16 protein-coding genes are annotated in these 19,155 nt (G+C 58.8%); 10 read left to right on the top strand and 6 right to left on the bottom strand.

The window, feature by feature from the left end; all coding sequences use genetic code 11:
- The first annotated feature begins 176 nt into the window (after positions 1-176).
- Together HFP54_RS06210 and HFP54_RS06205 are read left to right on the top strand one after the other, a co-directional pair.
- Entirely contained in the window at positions 177-1,661 is a 1,485-nt protein-coding gene (locus HFP54_RS06210; protein WP_168564459.1) for a sulfatase-like hydrolase/transferase, read from the top strand.
- Positions 1,662-1,771: 110 nt separating this feature from the next.
- Positions 1,772-3,880, top strand: coding sequence for an FAD-dependent oxidoreductase (locus tag HFP54_RS06205; RefSeq protein WP_168564458.1), 2,109 nt, complete (start codon positions 1,772-1,774; stop codon positions 3,878-3,880).
- An 81-nt stretch (positions 3,881-3,961) separates the two neighbouring features.
- Here the strand turns inward: HFP54_RS06205 and dapB are convergent, their stop codons facing one another.
- Entirely contained in the window at positions 3,962-4,768 is an 807-nt protein-coding gene (gene dapB, locus HFP54_RS06200) for a 4-hydroxy-tetrahydrodipicolinate reductase (protein ID WP_168564457.1), read from the bottom strand.
- Positions 4,769-4,827: 59 nt separating this feature from the next.
- A complete protein-coding gene (purD, locus tag HFP54_RS06195) occupies positions 4,828-6,138 on the bottom strand; it encodes a phosphoribosylamine--glycine ligase (RefSeq protein WP_146414140.1) in 1,311 nt (436 codons plus the stop codon).
- Positions 6,139-6,919: 781 nt separating this feature from the next.
- On the opposite strand from purD, the gene HFP54_RS06190 reads away from it, so the two are divergent.
- The 7 genes from HFP54_RS06190 (at position 6,920) to HFP54_RS06160 (ending at position 13,259) form a co-directional block, all read left to right on the top strand.
- Entirely contained in the window at positions 6,920-7,708 is a 789-nt protein-coding gene (locus HFP54_RS06190; RefSeq protein WP_235951296.1) for a cupredoxin domain-containing protein, read from the top strand.
- A 133-nt stretch (positions 7,709-7,841) separates the two neighbouring features.
- Positions 7,842-9,248, top strand: coding sequence for a cytochrome c (locus HFP54_RS06185; RefSeq protein WP_168564456.1), 1,407 nt, complete (start codon positions 7,842-7,844; stop codon positions 9,246-9,248).
- Positions 9,249-9,365: 117 nt separating this feature from the next.
- The gene (locus tag HFP54_RS06180) at positions 9,366-9,539 is read left to right on the top strand and encodes a hypothetical protein (protein ID WP_165701490.1); all 174 of its coding nucleotides are present in this window, start codon (positions 9,366-9,368) and stop codon (positions 9,537-9,539) included.
- 95 nt (positions 9,540-9,634) lie between these two features.
- A complete protein-coding gene (locus HFP54_RS06175) occupies positions 9,635-10,702 on the top strand; it encodes a COX15/CtaA family protein (RefSeq protein ID WP_146410516.1) in 1,068 nt (355 codons plus the stop codon).
- 136 nt (positions 10,703-10,838) lie between these two features.
- On the top strand, positions 10,839-11,900 hold the full coding sequence (locus HFP54_RS06170) for a protoheme IX farnesyltransferase (protein ID WP_235951295.1): 1,062 nt from the start codon (positions 10,839-10,841) through the stop codon (positions 11,898-11,900).
- Between the two features lie 230 nt (positions 11,901-12,130).
- Positions 12,131-12,787 carry an SCO family protein gene (locus HFP54_RS06165; RefSeq protein ID WP_168564455.1) on the top strand — a complete coding sequence of 219 codons (657 nt, stop codon included), beginning with the start codon at positions 12,131-12,133 and terminating at the stop codon, positions 12,785-12,787.
- A 13-nt stretch (positions 12,788-12,800) separates the two neighbouring features.
- Positions 12,801-13,259 (top strand): DUF420 domain-containing protein, encoded by a 459-nt coding sequence (locus tag HFP54_RS06160; RefSeq protein ID WP_168564454.1) that lies wholly within the window; start codon positions 12,801-12,803, stop codon positions 13,257-13,259.
- Between the two features lie 203 nt (positions 13,260-13,462).
- On the opposite strand, the gene HFP54_RS06155 is transcribed toward HFP54_RS06160, so the two are convergent.
- Positions 13,463-14,638 (bottom strand): Gfo/Idh/MocA family protein, encoded by a 1,176-nt coding sequence (locus tag HFP54_RS06155; RefSeq protein WP_146410519.1) that lies wholly within the window; start codon positions 14,636-14,638, stop codon positions 13,463-13,465.
- Between the two features lie 285 nt (positions 14,639-14,923).
- Between HFP54_RS06155 and HFP54_RS06150 the strand changes: the two genes are divergently transcribed.
- Positions 14,924-15,892, top strand: coding sequence for an MDR/zinc-dependent alcohol dehydrogenase-like family protein (locus HFP54_RS06150; protein WP_168564453.1), 969 nt, complete (start codon positions 14,924-14,926; stop codon positions 15,890-15,892).
- Between the two features lie 59 nt (positions 15,893-15,951).
- Here HFP54_RS06150 and HFP54_RS06145 read toward each other — a convergent pair whose 3' ends face one another.
- Genes HFP54_RS06145 through HFP54_RS06135 form a run of 3 tightly spaced genes read right to left on the bottom strand, consistent with a single transcriptional unit; the run spans position 15,952 to position 19,020 of the window.
- Positions 15,952-16,716 (bottom strand): sulfite exporter TauE/SafE family protein, encoded by a 765-nt coding sequence (locus HFP54_RS06145; protein ID WP_168564452.1) that lies wholly within the window; start codon positions 16,714-16,716, stop codon positions 15,952-15,954.
- A gap of 7 nt (positions 16,717-16,723) precedes the next feature.
- Positions 16,724-18,022 (bottom strand): MFS transporter, encoded by a 1,299-nt coding sequence (locus HFP54_RS06140; protein ID WP_168564451.1) that lies wholly within the window; start codon positions 18,020-18,022, stop codon positions 16,724-16,726.
- Entirely contained in the window at positions 18,019-19,020 is a 1,002-nt protein-coding gene (locus HFP54_RS06135; RefSeq protein WP_206036022.1) for a TauD/TfdA family dioxygenase, read from the bottom strand. The genes HFP54_RS06140 and HFP54_RS06135 overlap by 4 nt, the downstream gene beginning before the upstream one ends.
- Between the last annotated feature and the right edge of the window lie 135 nt (positions 19,021-19,155).

The following is a 19,155-nucleotide window of genomic DNA, read 5'->3' as shown; positions in this document are numbered from 1 at the left end:
ATCGAAAGTGGACATGACGTAGCGACGCCCGGTCACGGTGTGATCCGATTCCGCCGGGGCAGGGCGATCGGGCGACGAAGAATCCGTTAGCATCTTTGAAGCGTCGATCGGTTTCTAGATTTTTTGGGAACCGGATCGTGTCGGGTTCTTTCTGTTTCAGCCACCGCCGTTGTGTCATGTTGTTTCGTATTCGTACCGTATGGACGGGGCCTTTTCTGCTGGTCTTGTTGTCGCTGGTCTTGAGGACGTTTGCTTGTGCGGCGGAGGGGGAGACGCACCCGAACATTGTCGTGATTTTGGCGGACGACATGGGGTATGGTGATCTCGGATGCCAAGGCAGCGAAACGCTTCGAACGCCGAACTTGGATCGGCTGGCCCAATCGGGCGTCCTGTGCACGCAGGCCTATGTTGCCAGTGCCGTGTGTTCACCATCGCGGGCCGGATTGCTGACCGGTCGTGATCCAAGACGATTCGGATACGAAGGCAATTTGAACGCTTCGCCGTCCAACTATGCCACGCGCGTCGAATTGCTGGGCTTACCCAGCAGTGAACACACGCTGGGCGATCATTTGCGAAATGCCGGCTATGCGACCGCCATCATTGGAAAATGGCACTTGGGAATCGGACCCATGCATCATCCCAATCGCCGTGGTTTTGATCACTTCTGTGGCATGCTGGGAGGCAGTCATCACTATTTCCCTGCCACGATGAAGCATTCCATCGAACGCAATGGCACACGTGTCCAGGATTTTTCGAGTGACTATTTGACCGACTTTTTTACGGATGAAGGGCTGCGTTTCATTCGCCAACAAAGTGCAGAATCGCCGCGGCAGCCTTGGTTCGTCTTCTTTTCCTACAACGCGCCGCACACTCCCATGCACGCCACCGATGCGGACTTGGAAGTCTTCGCAGCGATCAAGGACAAGAAACGCCGAACCTATGCGGCGATGATGTATGCGTTAGACCGTGGAGTCGGACGAATCTGCGACGAATTGAAACATTCGGGGCAGTGGGAACAAACCATGATCGTGTTCCTATCGGACAACGGTGGTGCGACCAACAATGGCAGTTGGAATGGACCGTTACGGGGCGTGAAAGGTTGCCTTCGCGAAGGCGGGATTCGCGTGCCCATGATCTGCACATGGCCGGCAAAGATTCCGGCCGGCCAAGTTCACGACGGTGTGGTCAGTTCACTTGACCTTTTGCCCACGTTCATGGCGGCAGCGGGTGCGGAGTGCTTGCCGCTTTCCGATCCGTTATCACACGAAGACAAGTCGAATCGAAAACGAATGGTTCGTTTGGCGGGAACGCACGATGGTGTGAATCTGCTGCCACGATTGATGCGACAAGATTCCGACGACGCGCGTCGGTTGTATTGGCGACTGCAGGGTCAAGCGGCGATTCTGGACGGGAAAGACAAGCTGGTTCGGTTGTCCCACCGACCGGCTGAGATGTTCGACGTTTCGTCGGACGTTTCCGAAACGTATGACCTTTCGCAAGATCAACCCGATCGGTTTCGTCAGCTGATGAGTGAACTTGGCCGATGGGAATCCAGCTTGCCCACGGTTCCGCTGTGGGGATCTTCGCCGTATTGGTCGGGGGATTCCGCCAATCACTATGATGGTTGGGCGCCGCGACCGGAGCCACCGTCCGAACCGTGAGCATCGCGAATGTCGTTGAGGTTGATCGTTGCAAGCTTTCTAGCGTGTGAACACGCATGAATGTTTTGCTGGTGGGTCGGCGGTTGTTTTCACAGAGTCAGGGTTGTTCGATGAGATTGAATTCACATCCGTGCCTAGGATGGATCTGTTTGGGATGTCTGGTCATTGCTTCGTCGGTGATCGCGCGAGCCGAAGATCCTGAACCGGTCGATTTGGTTGTCTACGGCGGCACCTCCGGCGGGATCGCTGCCGCGGTCCAGGCGCAACGTATGGGCAAGTCCGTCATCGTGATAGAACCCGGTCAACGCATCGGTGGATTGACGACCGGTGGACTGGGGCAAACCGACATCGGCAATAAGGCAGCGATTGGTGGGATCGCGCGCGAGTTCTATGAAGACATCGCGGCGCGTTACCAAGAACCTTCGGCATGGAAATGGCAACAGCGCGACGAGTATCGCAGCGGCGGTCAATCGAAAACCGCGGCCGGCGAATCTGCGATGTGGACTTTCGAGCCCAGTGTGGCCTTGTTGGTTTATCAAAGCTGGATCGATCGCGACAAAATCCGTATCGACTATGGGCGACGTTTGGATCGGTCATCCGTGATCACGACACGTAGCCTGCCGGCCAGGATTATCGCGATTCGCATGGAAACGGGCGAAACCTATCGGGCCAAGATGTTCATCGATGCGACCTATGAAGGCGATCTGATGGCGGCCGCCGGTGTCAGCTACACGGTCGGCCGTGAATCGAATGACCAGTACGGTGAAACCCTGAACGGCGTGCAAACCGCGATGGCACGACATCACCAATTGCGTCCGGGGATCGACCCCTTTGTGGTTCCCGGAAATCCGGACAGTGGTTTGTTGCCACATATCGATCCACAGGGACCGGGAACCGAAGGAGGTGCGGATCATCGTGTGCAAGCTTATTGCTTTCGGATGTGTTTGACCGATCACCCAGACAATCGAATTCCCTTTCACAAGCCGGAAGGCTATCAACCGCTGTGGTACGAGTTGCTGTTGCGTAACTTCGAAGCGGGCGAAGACGGCGTGCCTTGGATCAATTCACGGATGCCGAATCGAAAGACGGACACCAACAACCGCTTGGGATTTTCCACCGACTTCATTGGTCAAAACTATGACTATCCCGAAGCCACGTACCAGCAGCGGGAAAAGATCATCGCGCAACATCGTTTGTATCAACAGGGATTGATGTGGACGCTAGCCAATCATCCGCGAGTGCCCGAACACGTTCGTCGTGAAGTGTCGCGTTGGGGAATGTGCAAAGATGAATTCCAGGAGGGCAACGGTTGGCAGGACCAGTTGTATATTCGCGAAGCCCGCCGGATGGTGGGGCACTACGTCATGACACAGAACAACTGCCAAGGCCGGCCGGTGGAGGATCCCGTGGGGTTGGCCGCCTACACGATGGATTCACACAACCAACAGCGATACGTCGATTCCCGGGGGCACGTGCGAAACGAAGGAGACGTTCAGGTGGGCGGCTTTCCGCCTTATGGCATCAGCTATCGGTCCCTGGTGCCCAAGCCCGATGAGGTTTCCAACCTGTTGGTGCCGGTTTGTTTGTCGGCGTCTCACATTGCCTTTGGTTCGATTCGAATGGAACCGGTCTTCATGGTCTTGGGACAGTCGGCCGCGACGGCGGCATGTCAGGCCATCGACGACGGTGTGGCAATTCAAAACGTCGATTATTCGCGTTTAGCGAAGCGATTGGTTCAAGACAACCAAGTCCTGGCCCATGTCGGTGCCAAGCCGAAGCCGGGGATTGATGCCGAAGCGTTGTCCGGGACCGTCGTGGATAACCGGCAGGCCGAAACCAAAGGAAACTGGGTGACCAGTTCGTCATCGTCGGGACGAGTGGGCGATGACTATCTGCACGACAACGCATCCGACAGCGAAGACTGCGTGGCAATTTATCATGCCGACCTGGGGCAAGCCGGTCGGTATCGCGTGAACCTGTTGTGGCCCGTTCATCCCAATCGGGCCAGCAACGTGTCGGTGACCGTCTTGGATGTCGACGGCAAGCGGCGCACGCAACGCATTAACCAACGCGATGCGAAGTCCGGCGGCAAAGCTTCATTGGGTGTCTTTGAGTTTGCCGCGCGTGGAACCGTTGAAATTCGAAATGCCGACGCTGATGGTTATGTGATCGCCGACGCGGTTCAGTGGGTGCCTGTCGAAACCGACGGTGTGCAGTAATCGCGACCATATGGTCCGGCGCTGGAAATCAGAACATGGTGCCTAGCGACTGTTTGGCGACGACCTTCGCCTAGACCCAGATCAGGATAGGCCCAGGACGTCGAACATGCTGTACAGGCCGGGCTCGCGATCCTTCAAAAACTTGGCGGCGGTCAGCGCTCCGGATGCATAACAGTCGCGGTTGCTGGCACCGACGTTGAGCTCGATTTTTTCGCCCAACATTCCGAACACGATGGTGTGTTCGCCGGGATTGTCGCCGACGCGAATGGCGTGGTAACCGATTTCGTTTCGCGATCGCTGGCCGGTTTCGCCTTCTCGGCCATGAACGTGGCGAATGTCGTCGCCCAGTTGCTGGGCGATCAGTTCGCCGAATCGTAGGGCGGTGCCGCTGGGCGCATCGGCTTTGTAGCGGTGGTGACGTTCCAGGATTTCGACGTCCATACCACCGGGAACATCCTTCAATGTGGCGGCGACCTGTTGGGCCAACTTCATGGTCAGGTTAACGGCCAGCGACATGCTGGGCGCCCAAACGATCGGCAGCGTCTTGGCTGCTTCGGCCAATTGATTCTTTTGCTCGGGCGACAACCCGGTGGTGGCCATGACCAGCGGGATCTTGGCTGCGATGCAATTGGCGATCACGCCGTCGACGGCCGAGGGCAATGAAAAATCGATCACCGCATCGGCGAAACCCGGCCACTGGCTGGCGACGGGAATGTCCACCGCGGGGATGCCGGCAAGCAGGCCGGCATCGTGACCCAGGTCGCTGCAGTCGGCGTGTTCGATGGCGGCAACGATTTCGAAATCGGGATCTTGTGCGGCAAGGGCGACAACACGGCGGCCCATGCGGCCGGCAGCGCCATGGACGGCGACTCGGATCGGTTCAGTCATGTGCGTCGAAAGAATCGTTTACGAATGAGGGAATGTTGACTTGGTGCGTGCCCGGACGATCAAGCGCCACTGTGACGAAGGGCTTTGTCGCTGATGTCTTTGCGGCACCAAGCGCCCTGCCAACGAATGTGTTTGACCGCGGTGTAGGCTTGCAGTTTTGCTTTGCTGATCGAATCACCGACCGCGGTCACGCCCAGGACACGGCCACCGGTGTTGACGACTTGGCCGTCGACGACGTCGGTGCCGGCGTGAAAGACTTTCACGTCTTCCAGTTCAGCGGCCTGTTCCAGACCGGAAATAGGACGCCCTTTTTCATAGTCGCCCGGATAGCCTTCGCTGGCCATGACGACGCAGATGCTCGGACGCGGGTCCCATTTCAAATCCTCGATTTCACCCAGTCGTCCGTCCACGGCGGCTTCGATCACGTCGACCAAGTCACTTTGCAAACGCATCAACAGCGGCTGGCATTCCGGATCGCCGAAACGGACATTGAATTCCAAGACTTTGGGGCCTGCCGGCGTCAGCATCAATCCGGCGTAAAGCACGCCTTTGAAAGGACGCCGGGCACGCTTCATCGCATGGACGATCGGCACCAACACATCCGATTCGACTTTGGCCATCAACGCTTCGTCAACGATCGGGGTAGGGCAGTACGCGCCCATGCCGCCGGTGTTGGGACCGGTGTCGCCGTCGTGTGCCGGCTTGTGGTCTTGGGCGGCCGGCAGGGTCACGATGGTTTCCCCGTCGGTGATCGCCAGCACGCTGGCTTCTTGGCCGGTCAAACGTTCCTCGATGATCAACTCCTTGCCGGCTTCGCCGAACTCGCGTCGGCCGGCAATTCGATCGATGGCGTCCAGAGCTTCTTCACGAGTGCTGCAAACGATGACGCCTTTGCCGGCGGCCAAGCCGTCCGCTTTGACAACGACACTGACCGAATCACCCGGTTCGCTGTAGCGATCTTTGATGTAACGCGTTGCGTCGCCGGCATCGCGAAACGTTCGGTAGTCCGCGGTCGGGATGTCCGCCGAGTGCAGCAAGTTTTTGCAGAAGACTTTGCTGCCTTCCAATTCGGCAGCCGCGGCCGACGGGCCGAACACGCGCAAGCCGGCGTCGTTCATTTGGTCGACAATGCCGGCGACCAAGGGAGCTTCGGGGCCGACGACCGTCAGATCGATGGATTCGGTTTTCGCAAAGTCGATCAACGCGGGAATGTCCGTGGCCGGGATCGGGACGTTGACCGCATCGATGGCTGTTCCCGCGTTGCCGGGGGCGACGTAAACGGTTTCGACTCGAGGGCTTTGGCCGATCTTCCAAGCCAAAGCGTGTTCACGGCCACCGCCGCCGACGACCAATACTTTCATTTGACTGATTGAATTTCTTTTCTGGGGGTGGACCGAAAGGTGTCGATCATGACCCGGTTCTGGCCGGTGAAACGGACAGCCATCACCGGTGATGCGCGAGTCACCCGAACGCGAAAAACGGCACACGCGACGGATCGGCGAAATACCGATGCCTGGGCCGACGAATCGGGCAGCTTAACCGTTCCCCGCCCGGTCGAACACGCCGCCGATTTTGGAGCGGATAATGAAACGAGGGGCCGAACCGGGGCTTTCCGTTGGGGGCAGCGGGGTTTGCATGTGAAGCTTTCAAGAGAATGCTGGACAAACGGCCTTTATGGCGTATAATCGACCGCTCCAGCCGACAGGCGACTTCCTAAGTCCCGCAAACTCGTCCACGGCCCGGTTCGTGGATCCCGCCCGATTTGCGGTCTGGTCGCCAGTCACCCCACTCTTTTTTTGATCAAGGCAGTCCCCGCCGGAGCTTATTTGCCGGCGGGACTGCTTTTTTTGATCCGCTGTTTTCCACCGCAGCGATTGCCTGGTGGACTTTGGGCGTATTGCATGAACGTCGCCCCCACCCGACGGCATTGGTATTGCTGCCATCGGCAGGGGCTGATCGGTTCGCGTTTGCCTGGCCAAAGATATGGGCGGAAAATCAACACAGCGGAGATCGGCCGCCGCGTGCTTCACCCTTGATTGAACATTATCGATTAACGTGTCGTGTCCCGGCCACGGTCAGTGCCCGTCCGGATTGACGAGACGACACCGTCCTTTGACCCAACCGTTTTTCCCGTCAGTGGAGAATTCAGCTTTGAAGATCGCGACATCCTTTTGCCTGCCCGCATTGCTTGCCGCAGCCGCCTGTCTGTCGACCGTCAGTGCCCTCAGGGCCGAAACCGGGACCCTGCGGATGCAATTGGTCTATGGCGGTGACCCGGTCAAGCCGGCGCCGATCGACGTCAACAAGGACGTCCAGTTTTGTGGCAAACACGGACTGACCAATGAAGCGTTGATCGTCAATCCGACCAACAAGGGTATCAAGAACGCGGTGGTGTACGTGTACACCGGTCGTGGGACTCCCGATTTGCCGGAAACCGAGCCCGCAGGTGCGAATCACGTGTTGGCCAACGAAAACTGCCGTTTCGAACCTCGGTACATCATCGCGCAAACCGGCGACAAATTGACGGTCACCAACCCCGATCCCGTCGGCCACAACGCGAACTTGAACTTCCTGCGGAACGATCCCCAGAACTTCACCATCCCGACCGGCCAAGAAAAGTCGGTGGATTTGGTCGAAGCCGAGCCGGCACCGATTCCGGTCGAATGCAACATCCACCCTTGGATGAAGGCCTACGTGGTTGTCTTGGAGCATCCGTTCGCGGCGGTCAGTGATGAAGACGGAATGATCGAGATCGAAGGCTTGCCGGCCGGCGAAGAATTGACGTTCCGCATCTTTCACGAAGCGGGCCGGATCGATGAAGTCACGATCGACGGCAAGTCGGAATCATGGCGTCGTTCGCGATTCGAAGTCGAAATCAAACCCGGCATGAACGACTTGGGCACCGTGACGGTCCCGGCCGACGCACTGTCGGGCGAGTGATTCGCAGCGGCAATTTTTGAACCGAAGCCGCCGGTTTTCCGCGGCATGCGACGATACGCGGCGTTTGCAAAGACGCCGCTTGGCGGTTCAATGGGTGATCCCAACCCTGCGAAATTCTTCTGCCTTTCCCGCCATGACGTTTCGTTATTCTCGTCGCCCGATCCTGATTTGTTTGGCCGCCGCTTTGTCGGTCGCGGCCTGGGTCGGTTGCGAAAAGACGGTCGACCAATTCGACCCCAATCTTCTGTACGCGTTGTCGCTGGAAAAAACGCGGGACATTCCCGCGGATGTCGCGGCCGATCATGTTCAGTCCGTGATCACCGAATTGTTCGGGACGCCGCTGGAACCACGCTGGCCGTCGGATTGGCTGGACGATGAACAATCATCAATTCTGCGCGACGTGGGCAACCTGGAACTGGCGATCGGCAAAATCAGCAGCGATCAAGCCGACCAGCATCGCGGGCTGTATCGCGAACACTGTGTGATTTGTCACGGCGTTTCGGGCAGCGGCAATGGGCCCGCATCGCTGTATCAGAATCCCTATCCACGCGACTTTCGTCGCGGTGTTTTTAAGTGGAAGTCGACCGAACGGCGGTCCAAGCCGACTCGCGAGGATCTGCTGGAATTGTTGAAGCGAGGTATTCCCGGGACGTCGATGCCGTCCTACCGAATTCTCAGTCCCGAGCAACGGCAAACACTGGTCGACTACACGATTTACCTGTCGGTTCGCGGGGAGACGGAACGAGAACTGATGGCCGTCGCGGTGGATGAATTGGGGTACGAAGACACGCCGCCGGAGGACGATCTGAATTTGGCGATGGTCTTTGAAAGCGAAGACGGACGTGACACCGAAGCGGCCGACGTCATCGCCGACGTTCTGGACGATGTCGTCGGCCAATGGCGGGATGCTTCCGACGAGGTTGCCGAGGTGCCCGAAGTGCCACAGGATCTGTTGCAGGTGGTGGCCGCGGACACGAAGTCGATCCAGTGGTCCGACGAAGCGGTGGCGATGGGACGCGATGTTTACGAAGGCGTCTATGCCAACTGTGTGGGCTGTCACGGCAAGGGCGGACGTGCGGACGTGCCGACCCTGGACTATGACGATTGGACGAAAGAATACACGTCGCGGATCGGCATCAGTCCCGACGACGATCAAGCGTTGGCTCCGGTACGTGCACTGGGGGCCTTGCCGCCACGTCCGGTGCTGCCACGTCGGTTGTCCGATGGCGTTTATCGCGGGGCCGGGACGCCCGAAGCCATCTATCGAATCATTTCGCAAGGGATCGCCGGTTCCCCGATGCCAGCGGTGATGATTTCCGAGCAGGGCGATGGCACATCGCTGAGCCCGCGTCAAATCTGGGCGCTGGTCGCATACGTCCAGTCGCTGGGACAGGGGGCGACACCGGCCGAAACGGCCGCGTCGGATCCCGGGGACGATAAAATGGGGCCGCTGGCGTGGAGTGCGGATGCGCAGCATGAATCGTATGCGGTGCCATCGGGCCCTGCGGATTCGTCTGTTGATACCCCACCGGCCGGCTGAACCAGAAATGACCGCCTGTTGACGGCGGCGGCGGATTTAGAATCCTGACGATCTGAACGGGTCCCCAAGATTGTTTGTCCGCAACCTGCCGAATTGACTGGCGACGGAGATCACCAATTGAGCCGAGACAATTACCGCACCGTGGGCGCACTGTTGGGCTTGGCCCTGGGCATCGGTTTGATGTTTCTGCTGGGCCAAGACGGCTTGGTCGCCGGGGCGATTTTCGGAGCCGGCGGCTGTGTGCTGGGAGGCATCACAGGCGAAATTTTTTTTGACCGACGAAAGACTTAACGACGCGAAACGGCGTCGACGGCGAAACGGACGGTGGGACGTCCGAAAGCGTCGATTCCACCGGATCGCTTTGCACCGACGACTTTGCTGAAACGATGACCGACAGCCTGAAACAAACCGATCCCGTTGAATCCACCCGGATCGTCCGGCGATTGGCTTGGCTGTTGATCGCTTTGGCCTGGCCGTTGATTTGGATCGGCGGATTGGTTACCACCTACGACGCCGGCATGTCGGTACCGGATTGGCCGGGGACCTACGGCTACAACTTGTTTCTCTATCCCGTGTCGACTTGGCTATCGGGGCCTTTTGACATCATGGTCGAACACGGCCACCGATTGCTGGGCAGTGTGGTCGGATTGGTGGCGATCGCGTTGTTGTGGGCTGCTTGGCGGAAAGAAGACCGCTTTTGGTTCGTCATGTTGTGCTTCGCCATTTTGATCGCCGTGATCGCACAGGGAGTCTTGGGCGGTTTGCGGGTCGTGATGAGCGACCAGGTTTTAGCGATGGTTCACGGCTGTGTCGGCCCGGCCTTCTTTGCGTTGGCGGCCGCCGCGGTTGTGGGCAGCAGCCGGTGGTGGCGTCGCCAAGCGAGCGGCGAAATCAGTGAGGTAGAGCAAACACGACAGCCCGGACGGTTGACGGTGGCCGTTGCCGGCGTGTTGGCGGTGGCTAGCTATGGCCAGCTTGTTTTGGGGGCGATGTTGCGTCACGCCCAGCCAGGGGCTTCACCGGACGGTTTTGCCGCCCTGGCGGTCGCCCACATGTTGATTGCCTTGGGGATTTTGGTTTTTGCGGCTCTGCTTTGGCCTCTGATTAGGGGGTGCGGCGATTTGACGCTCTCGCGTCTGGCGTCGGCTTTGGTAATCTTTGTCGCACTGCAGATCGTTTTGGGCTTTGGCACCTGGGTCGTTAACTATGGTTTTCCGTCGTTCCTGCGGTGGATGCCGGGAGCCGATGGGTTTCTGGTTCGCGCCAAAGGGTTCGTCGAATCCTGGATTGTGACCGGGCACGTTGCCATCGGGTCGTTGATTTTGGCCCTGGCCGTATCGTTGTTGTTGATGGTCTTGCGTTGCCGGCACGCCGAGGCGGCGGTTTCGGATCGTGGCGGTGCCGTGCCGGTCGATGCGACCAAGCCACAGACGTCCGTCGCGGCGGCCGTCTGATGCCTTTGACGCGGATTTGCGGTAAACACCCTGGCGGGTTGGGCCGGCCCAAGGCCGATGTCTTGCCCGTTTTTCCAGTCTGTCGATCATCTGTGGCCATCGACGCCGGTTCACCCTCTTACCGACGAACAAGCCCTTGTCCAACGCGATGCTGATTGCCGAAACCGCCAAGTCGGCGGATCCGTCATCTTGGTCGGCCGAATCGGGGCAGCCTTTGCAGCCCGGCGGTCTGGGCCACGCTGTGCCCCCGTCCGTGGAACCGGCCGGTCGTCGGGGCGCCGCAGTGCCTGGTAGTAAATCGGAGGCGGGTTTTTGGTCGGACGTCTTGGTTCTTTCCAAGCCACGGATCGTGACCATGATTCTGGTGACCACGGTCGCGACGGCGATGATCGGTGCGGCTTTGCGTCCCGAGGGAGCCGGCGGTTTGTCGGTGGTCGCAATGCTGTGGCTGTTGATCGGGACCGGCGGTGTTGCCGCCAGTGCGGGTGCCGCCAATCAAATTTGGGAACGAGTGATCGACCGACGCATGGTCCGCACCGCCGGTCGGCCGTTGCCCGCCGGTCGGATGTCGGCGGCTGCCGCGATCGGTTGGGCCCTGTTCTGGGGCCTGGGCGGTACCGTCCTGTTGTGGGCGATGTTCGGCGCGGCGCCGGCCATCGTGGGGATCGCCACGTGGGCGTTGTACGTGTTGGTTTACACGCCGATGAAAACGCGGACCGCATGGAACACGACCGTGGGCGCCGTTGCCGGGGCGTTGCCCGTGTTGATGGGATTCACGGCCGCGGGGGGACGCTTGGCTGATCCGACGCCTTGGTTGCTGTTCGGTGTTTTGGCGGCCTGGCAATACCCGCACTTCATGTCAATCGCCTGGCTGTATCGTCGTCAGTACAAGGAGGCGGGATTCTGTATGACGACCGGATCGGACCCGACCGGCCGATCGGCCGCCATTCAAAGTTTGGTCGGGACGTTGGCCATCGCCGGTTGTGGGTTGGTCTTGTGTCTGCAAGGCGGCCTCGTGTGGTGGAATTTCGCCGGGGCACTGGCCGTTTTGGCGGCGTGCTGGCCGCTTTGGAAAGCATCCTGTCGATTTGCCGCATGTCCGGCCGACGACATCAGCCGCACAATGTTGCGGTCATCCTTGCTGACCTTGCCCGGCGTACTGCTGGTCACCACCGTTTGCATCCTGGTGTCGGCCTAAACCCTCGGCGGCAACGAAGCCACAAAGCCGTCGTCGCCTTTCCCGAGCGGTCGCCGCAAGAGCCGGCAAGGGCCGGATTCCGCTTAGGCGGTTCAGCGGGCGTTGCACCCGCTGGTGATTTTTGATCGCCAACGCGATCCGTCCACGGCAGAAGACGCGGCGGAAGATCGATCGCGGAATTCATTCATCAGGTCAGCAACCATGAATCCTTCGAATCGGACAAAGCGAACATGAAAGTTGCACTGAACATCGTTTTTATTTTGGCCGCCGGTTTGATTGCCGGTCTGGTTCTTCGCGCCTCGCGTCAAAACACCCCGAATGAAGTTCCCGAAGGTGCGGTCGTCTTCACCAACGACCAGCCGCTGGACGTGGACGCGACACGAAACGACGAACCGAGCAAGCCGCCGGAAGACGAAGCTTGGCTCAGCCGGTTTGAACTGATCGAACGCAGCGGCCAGAAAGTCAGCAGCGAAGACCTGAAGGGGCGGCCTTATGTGGTCAGCTTTTTCTACAGCACGTGCCCGAGCATTTGTGTCAGCCAGAATCAAAAGCTACGTGAGTTGCAGGACGAATTCGAAGGCCAGGGTGTCCGTTTTGTCGCCATCAGTGTTGACCCGGAAACGGATACCCCGGAAGTGTTGCGCGAATACGCCACCCGGTTCGGTGCCGACAAGGACCAGTGGTTGTTCATGACCGGGGACTTGGATTACATCCGCCGTGTGGGCGCCGAGATCTTTCGCCAGCCGGTCGACAAACAGTTCCATACCGAACGATTTGCCCTGGTCGATGCGGCCGGGGAAATTGAAGGTTTCTACAGCTGGCCAGAACCGCGGCAGATGGACAAGTTAAAAGAAAGCATTCGTGGAATGCTGGACGATCAGACCTAAGGATCCGCCAAGTATGTCGTGGGAATTTTTAGCGGCCAATCTGCCCCATGTGACCGCAGCGTTGAATCTGTGTGCCATCGGGTTGCTGGTCGCCGGGCTGGTCAAGATCAAACAGAAACAGTGGCGTAAGCATCGCAATCTGATGATCGCCGCCGTGGTGGTCAGCGGGCTCTTTTTGGCCACGTATCTGTTGCACAAAGTCGCTCTTCAGGTCACCACGGGTGAACCGAATAAGAAGTTTCCTGCCGATGCGCCGACTGCCGCACGCATCGCCTATTTTGCGATTCTGATCCCGCACCTGTTGTTGGCAATGGCCGTGCCGGTGCTGGCATTGCGTGCGGTGTACCTGGCTTACAAGCGTCGGATCGTGGCGCACAAACGCCTGGTTCGCTACGCCTATCCCATTTGGATGTATGTGTCGGTGACCGGCGTCATGGTTTACCTGATGCTCTACCAGTGGTTCCCCGCCTAGCGGCCGGTTGGTTGCAGTCGGTTGAAATGCTGATTTCACGCCTGGGGAATTTTTGGCGATTGTTATCCGATGCCTAAAACGCCATGGCGTCCACGGAACGCGAAGACGGCGCATGAAAAACGCCGAGATTCCAGGATCGGAAATCTCGGCGTTGCGATCAACGGTCGACCACGCTCGGTCGCGCGGCGTTGGTGCGTTGGGAATTACATATCGACCCAGGCACCATTTTCTTTGTTACTGCGAACAGCGGCATCGATGAACTGCATGCCGATCAATCCGTCATAGACGTTGGCGTATTTGCTGCCGTCACAGTCGAACGGTTTGCCATCGTTGTACGCGCGGACGTCTTGTTCGAAACAGCGGTGCAAACGTGCAAACGCGTCATGGAACGCTTCGGGGTGACCGGCGGGAATGTTCGGCTCGGCCATCAAGTCTTCCGGCAAGTCGCCCAAGAAGCCGTCGTTGGCGGTCACGCTGGCGCGGAAGTAGGTGCGGTCCGGTTGACCGGGCAGACAGATCGTCAGTTCTTCGGGGAATTCTTGTCGCCATGAAAGCGTTCCCTTGGATCCGTTGACTTCGATGCCCAGGTCGTTCTTGTGACCGATCGCAATCTGGGTCGCACGAACAAGTGCCTTGCCGCCGTTGGACAGTTCGCAATAGGTCGTGAAGTGATCGTCCAAAACGCGACCCTGAACGAAGGTTTCCAGGTTGGCTTGGACGCGGGTGACATCCAAACCGGTGACATAACGCAATTGCATCAGTGCGTGCGTTCCGATGTCGCCGCCGCACAGGCTGGCACCGGACTTTTTGGGATCCACACGCCATTCGGCTTGCACCGAGCCGGTGTCTTCGGTTCGTTCTGCCAACCATCCCTGCAGGTAACGCGAATCCACAAAGCGGACGTCGCCGATCAACCCGCTGGTGACGATGAAGCGTGCGAAACGGCTGGTCCAGTGGCCCAGGTACGTGTGCGAAACACAGAACGGGACCTTGTGTTCTTCGACGGCCGCGACCAGTTGTTTGGCTTCGTCCAAATTCAACGTCAGCGGCTTTTCGCAAAAGACCGGAATGCCGGCTTTGACGCACTTAATGGCGGGATCAAAGTGGACGTGGTTCGGCGTGACGATCAGGGCATAGTCGATCCGTTCGCCGACCGGCTTCTTGGACTCTTCTTCGATCATCTGGTCGTAACTTTCGTATCCGACCAGCGGGTATTCCCAAGCTTCCGCTTCCTGTTTGGCTACCTTGGGATCCGGGTGCAGCGCAGCACAGGTCACCCGGCGGGTTCCGTCAAAGTGAATCGAACGCTGGTGAGGCTGGACGATAAAAGCGCCGCCGCCGCCGCCGATCATTCCAACATTCAATGGCCGTTGAGACATTAGGTTGCTCTCTCTTGAAGAAAGGGAAAAGTTCGGTTGGGGAACCATACCGCGGGTCAAGGACCGATTCTGTAGCATGCGGCCATCGACCGCTGGCGTTCACCGCCGCCTTGTGCAACGGTATCGCGGCTCGTAGGGCATGTTTTATGCCCCCGGCAGGGCGTTCACAAGTTGGGGCCCCGGCGGGTTCGGATGATACAAATCGTCACGTGCTACAATCCGCCGGCCCTTCATTGCGATCGGCTTCGACGTCCCACCCGTTTCCCATCCATCGACGATCCTGTCATGCAGGCTTTGTACCTAGACGACGGACGGATCACCGCCATCGATGACCACCAGGTGGATCCGGGGCAGGGGGAAGTGGTCGTTGACGTCATCCAGGCGGGGATCTGCGAAACCGATCTTCAGCTTCGAGCCGGGTACATGGGGTTTCGTGGCGTGCCGGGCCATGAGTTTGTCGGGATGGCCCGCGACGGTTCCTTTGCCGGTCGTCGGGTGGTTGGTGAAATCAATTGCAGTTGCCACCAATGCCCGACGTGTCGGGCGGGCCGGCCGACACATTGTCCCCACCGATCGGTCTTGGGCATCTTGAACCATGACGGCGCGTTCGCGGAACAGGTCTGTGTGCCGGAGCGAAATCTGCATTTGGTTCCTGATGATGTCAGCGACGACCGTGCCACCTTGGTCGAACCGCTGGCGGCCGCTTTTCAAATTCCGGCTCAGGTCAAGTTGTCTAGTGCACCGCGGTGTGTCGTGATCGGCGATGGCCGGTTGGCCTATCTGTGTGCCCAAGTTCTGCGCCATCACGGCTGTCATGTGACAGTGGTGGGCAAGCATGCGCCGAAGCGACAGCGTTTCGAATCGTTGGGAATCGAAACCTGCGATCGGGACGATGTTCCCAAGACGCGGGATGTCGACTTGGCCGTTGAATGCTGTGGCAGCCCAACCGGCATCGACACCGCGATGAAATGGCTGCGGCCTCGCGGAACGTTGGTGCTAAAGACAACCGTGGCGGCACCTCATGCCGCGTCACTGGCTCCGCTAGTGATCGATGAAATCACGGTCGTGGGCAGTCGTTGTGGGCCGTTTGAACCGGCCATCGAAGCGATGCGTCGCGATGCAATCGAAGTCGATTCGATGATCACCGCACGGTATCGCCTGGATCAGTGCCAAGACGCTTTTGATGTCGCCGCCGATGGAAAACACATGAAAGTGGTGCTTTCGATTGCGGCCGGCAGCGGGAGCAAGGATTGAAGGATTGATTCGTTTGCCGGTAATTTCGGCGGCGGATCGATCAATGGTCGGTTGCTCGATCAGCCGACGATGAAATACACCGCGATCGCCAGCAGGCTGGTCGTGACCAAAGCCTCGGTCCAGCGGTTGGAAAAGTGACGGCTGGCTTTGGCGCCGACCACAATGCCAACGACCGCAGCGGGGGCCAGCCAACAGGCCTGGATCAGAGCTTCGCGATCAATCAGGTTTCGCACCACCATCCCGCCGACTTTGTACATCGCGACGACCAGCAGATAAAAGTTCATGAACGCTTTGAATCGTTCCGCGGGCCAGCCTCGCTTCAATCCGAATGCGGCCATCGGCGGCCCTGCAATGCTGACCGCACCGGCCAGAAAGCCGCCCAGTCCGCCCGCGATGAAACAGGGCCAGGTGGTGGCTGCATCCGCCGGGACGATTCCCGGTCCGTCCGTATCGCAACCGGTTTTCCGGTGCCGGTTTCGGTAATTCATCAGGACCATCAGCAGGATGGCCAGTCCCGTTACGCGAACCAGCCACCCCATCGGCATCAATTCAAACAGCATCAGCCCGATGGGAAGAAAGACGATCGCGCCGATAACGGCCGGACGAACGTCACGCCAATTCAACCCATGACGGAACGACCACGCGGCCATCAGAATGACCGGAACACTGGCGGTCGAAACGACGATGTGCGATTGACGCACATCCACGATCAATGGCAACAGTGACAGCGACACGATTCCAAATCCGAAACCGATCGCGCTGTGGGCGAATCCTGCGATCGCGGCCACGGTCGCAATCAGAATCATCGTGGTGGTGTCATCCATGGTCGGTTTAGTCTTCGATCAAATCACGTTGTCGGGTCTCAGGCAACGTTAACATGATCAGAATTCCGACGATGAACAATGATGACAAAACCGTCACCGCGGTCGGCAGTGCGATCGTGTCCAGGTCTTTCAACCAACCGCTTAACAGCAAAACCGGAACAGCCATCAGGCGGCCGCCATTGAAACAAAAGCTTGCACCGGTGGCGCGAATCCGGGTCGGAAACAATTCCGGGAAATAGATCGCAAAACCGCTGTGCATCCCCAGCGTCAAAAATCCGAAGATGGGCATCAATACGATCAGCTGCCAATAGGTCTGCGGGACAAAACAGGTGATCGGTACGATCAATAGCGCCAGGGCTTGAAACGCAATGAAGGTCGGTTTGCGTCCGAACTTGGCACACAGTGGACCGAAGGACAACAATCCCAGGCCGCCACCGGCCGCTTGAACGATCCCATAGGCAAACTTCGCTCGGCTGCCAGCAGTGTCTTCGTCCACACCGTTGGATAACAACAATTCACGCATCAGGTCCTGGCCAGCAACGGTCACCGCCCAGAACGTTCCCAGTCCCACCGCAGCCAATAACATTCCACGGACCGCGACCCAACCCCATCGCGGATCCAGCAGCAGCGTTTTGAAGCTGCCAAGTTGATTCGCGTGTTCGGAATTTTTCTGGGCCTGCCAACGCTCGGGCTCTTTGACACTGGCCCGAACCCACACGATCAACAGCGCGGGCAGAACGCCCAGCAAGTACGCATAACGCCAATGAACTCCCACCAGCATGGCCGCAAGTGCAGCCAGCCAAGTGCCAAGGATACTGCTGGCGTGGAAGATTCCTGATGCCTGGGCGCGGGCACGTTTGGGAAACACTTCGCTGACCAGGCTGGCGGCAACCGCCCACTCGCCACCGATCCCCAGGGCGACCAAGAAACGCAACACGCCAACGGTGTAGATGTCGTTGGCAAAGTACGTCAGCCCGCTGAACAGGGAATACATCAGGATCGTCACGATCATGATCGGGCTGCGGCCGTATCGGTCGGCCAGCGAACCGAACAGCAACCCGCCGATGGTTCCGCCCGCCAGGAAGATCGCAAGAAAGGCGTCGCCCCAAAACTGTCGCCCAGCCTCGGGGTTTTCCAGCAGATCGCCCAACAGGTCGTTTCGGGTCAGATTGAAAATCTGGCCTTCGTAAACGTCGAAAACCCAGCCCGCACAAGCGATCGCCAGCACCAACCATTGGTACCGTGTCACGCCGCGGTACCACGGACCTGCGTCGGTTTCCGGTGTGTCGGGGGCACCGCCGCTCACGCGGTCACCAACGACTGAGTTTGCATTTCCGCCAGCGACGCGACGACCTTTCGCGTTCCCACGAACGATCGTCGGGCGTGCATCGCCACACGATTGTCCAACAGGACGATGTCGCCTTGTTGCCAAGCGTGGTCGTACGCCAGTTCATCGGACAGTTCGATTGCGACGGAAACCGCGTCGGCATCCAGCGGTGATCCATCGCCGAAACGAATGGCTTTGGATGGATCATTGCGGGCGTCTTTCCACCCGCAATATGCCGCGATCAATTGATTGAAGAAAGTCTTGCGTCCTGGGGACACTTCCATCACCGCGGGCAATGGTGGTGTGACGGCTTTCAAACATCCGTCGTCTTGCCAAAGAAAGCTGTAGCCGAGCGTCCGCAATCGTGCTTCGGCATCGTCTCGCGTTTCGACGCCCAGGGTTTTTTGCCAACTGCGTCCCATTCCCGACGTCGGGTCATCGCTGCCGGGCATGACGTTGGTGTATTGCAGGCCGTGACGTTCGCACGCGTCGCAAAAGTCGGGGCAACGTTGTTGCAGCTTTTCGTATAGCACATCGCTGCGGCACAGTGGCGTTGCACCACCTTGTTCGGCTGCGATTTCGCAATAGAAAAAGATGTACTGTGGGTACAGCGGCGTCTGTGCCATCTCGTGGTGAAAGAAGATCTGCACCTCCGGCGGTGCTTCGTTGGCCGAAAACACTCGCTCGGTTCGGTTGATCCGAACGGCGTTGGAAAGCGAACGTTCGTACGGAAAGTTCTCGACCTCCAAGGCACGAATGACCTGGTCAAACGATTCGACCGTGTCGGTGGGGAACCCGCGTAATGCGACGGCACCGTGACGGGTGCACTGCTGCAACAGCGATTCGCGGTTTTCGCCGACCCAAGCGACCGTGTCGTTCAAATCCATCGCAGGATTTTCTGGGCCGTACGCGATCGGGAAACGTGTGTCGTCCCAAGTTTGCTGTGTGTCGAGTTCCAACAGCTTGCAGTCATTCATCGGCGGCATCGATGACGGCTCCCTTGCAAAGCGAGAGAAAGGCGGGTGGGGCAATTCGTGATCGCGAATTTGTTGCGACCAGGTGGGGACCGCAGTCTACCACGTGGCGAAGGTGGTTGTTCCCCGCGGTGCTTT

This window comes from Crateriforma spongiae, assembly GCF_012290005.1.
GTDB classification, from domain to species: Bacteria; Planctomycetota; Planctomycetia; order Pirellulales; family Pirellulaceae; genus Crateriforma; species Crateriforma spongiae.
This window is presented reverse-complemented; position numbering and strand designations above follow the sequence as displayed.

Excerpts from the sequence above, each read along its gene's own strand:
- HFP54_RS06210 (WP_168564459.1), top strand. The coding sequence starts at position 177 with ATGTTGTTTCGTATTCGTACCGTATGGACGGGGCCTTTTCTGCTGGTC.
- HFP54_RS06205 (WP_168564458.1), top strand. The coding sequence starts at position 1,772 with ATGAGATTGAATTCACATCCGTGCCTAGGATGGATCTGTTTGGGATGT.
- dapB (WP_168564457.1), bottom strand. The coding sequence starts at position 4,768 with ATGACTGAACCGATCCGAGTCGCCGTCCATGGCGCTGCCGGCCGCATG.
- HFP54_RS06185 (WP_168564456.1), top strand. The coding sequence starts at position 7,842 with ATGACGTTTCGTTATTCTCGTCGCCCGATCCTGATTTGTTTGGCCGCC.
- HFP54_RS06175 (WP_146410516.1), top strand. The coding sequence starts at position 9,635 with ATGACCGACAGCCTGAAACAAACCGATCCCGTTGAATCCACCCGGATC.
- HFP54_RS06165 (WP_168564455.1), top strand. The coding sequence starts at position 12,131 with ATGAAAGTTGCACTGAACATCGTTTTTATTTTGGCCGCCGGTTTGATT.
- HFP54_RS06160 (WP_168564454.1), top strand. The coding sequence starts at position 12,801 with ATGTCGTGGGAATTTTTAGCGGCCAATCTGCCCCATGTGACCGCAGCG.
- HFP54_RS06155 (WP_146410519.1), bottom strand. The coding sequence starts at position 14,638 with ATGTCTCAACGGCCATTGAATGTTGGAATGATCGGCGGCGGCGGCGGC.
- HFP54_RS06150 (WP_168564453.1), top strand. The coding sequence starts at position 14,924 with ATGCAGGCTTTGTACCTAGACGACGGACGGATCACCGCCATCGATGAC.
- HFP54_RS06145 (WP_168564452.1), bottom strand. The coding sequence starts at position 16,716 with ATGGATGACACCACCACGATGATTCTGATTGCGACCGTGGCCGCGATC.
- HFP54_RS06135 (WP_206036022.1), bottom strand. The coding sequence starts at position 19,020 with ATGAATGACTGCAAGCTGTTGGAACTCGACACACAGCAAACTTGGGAC.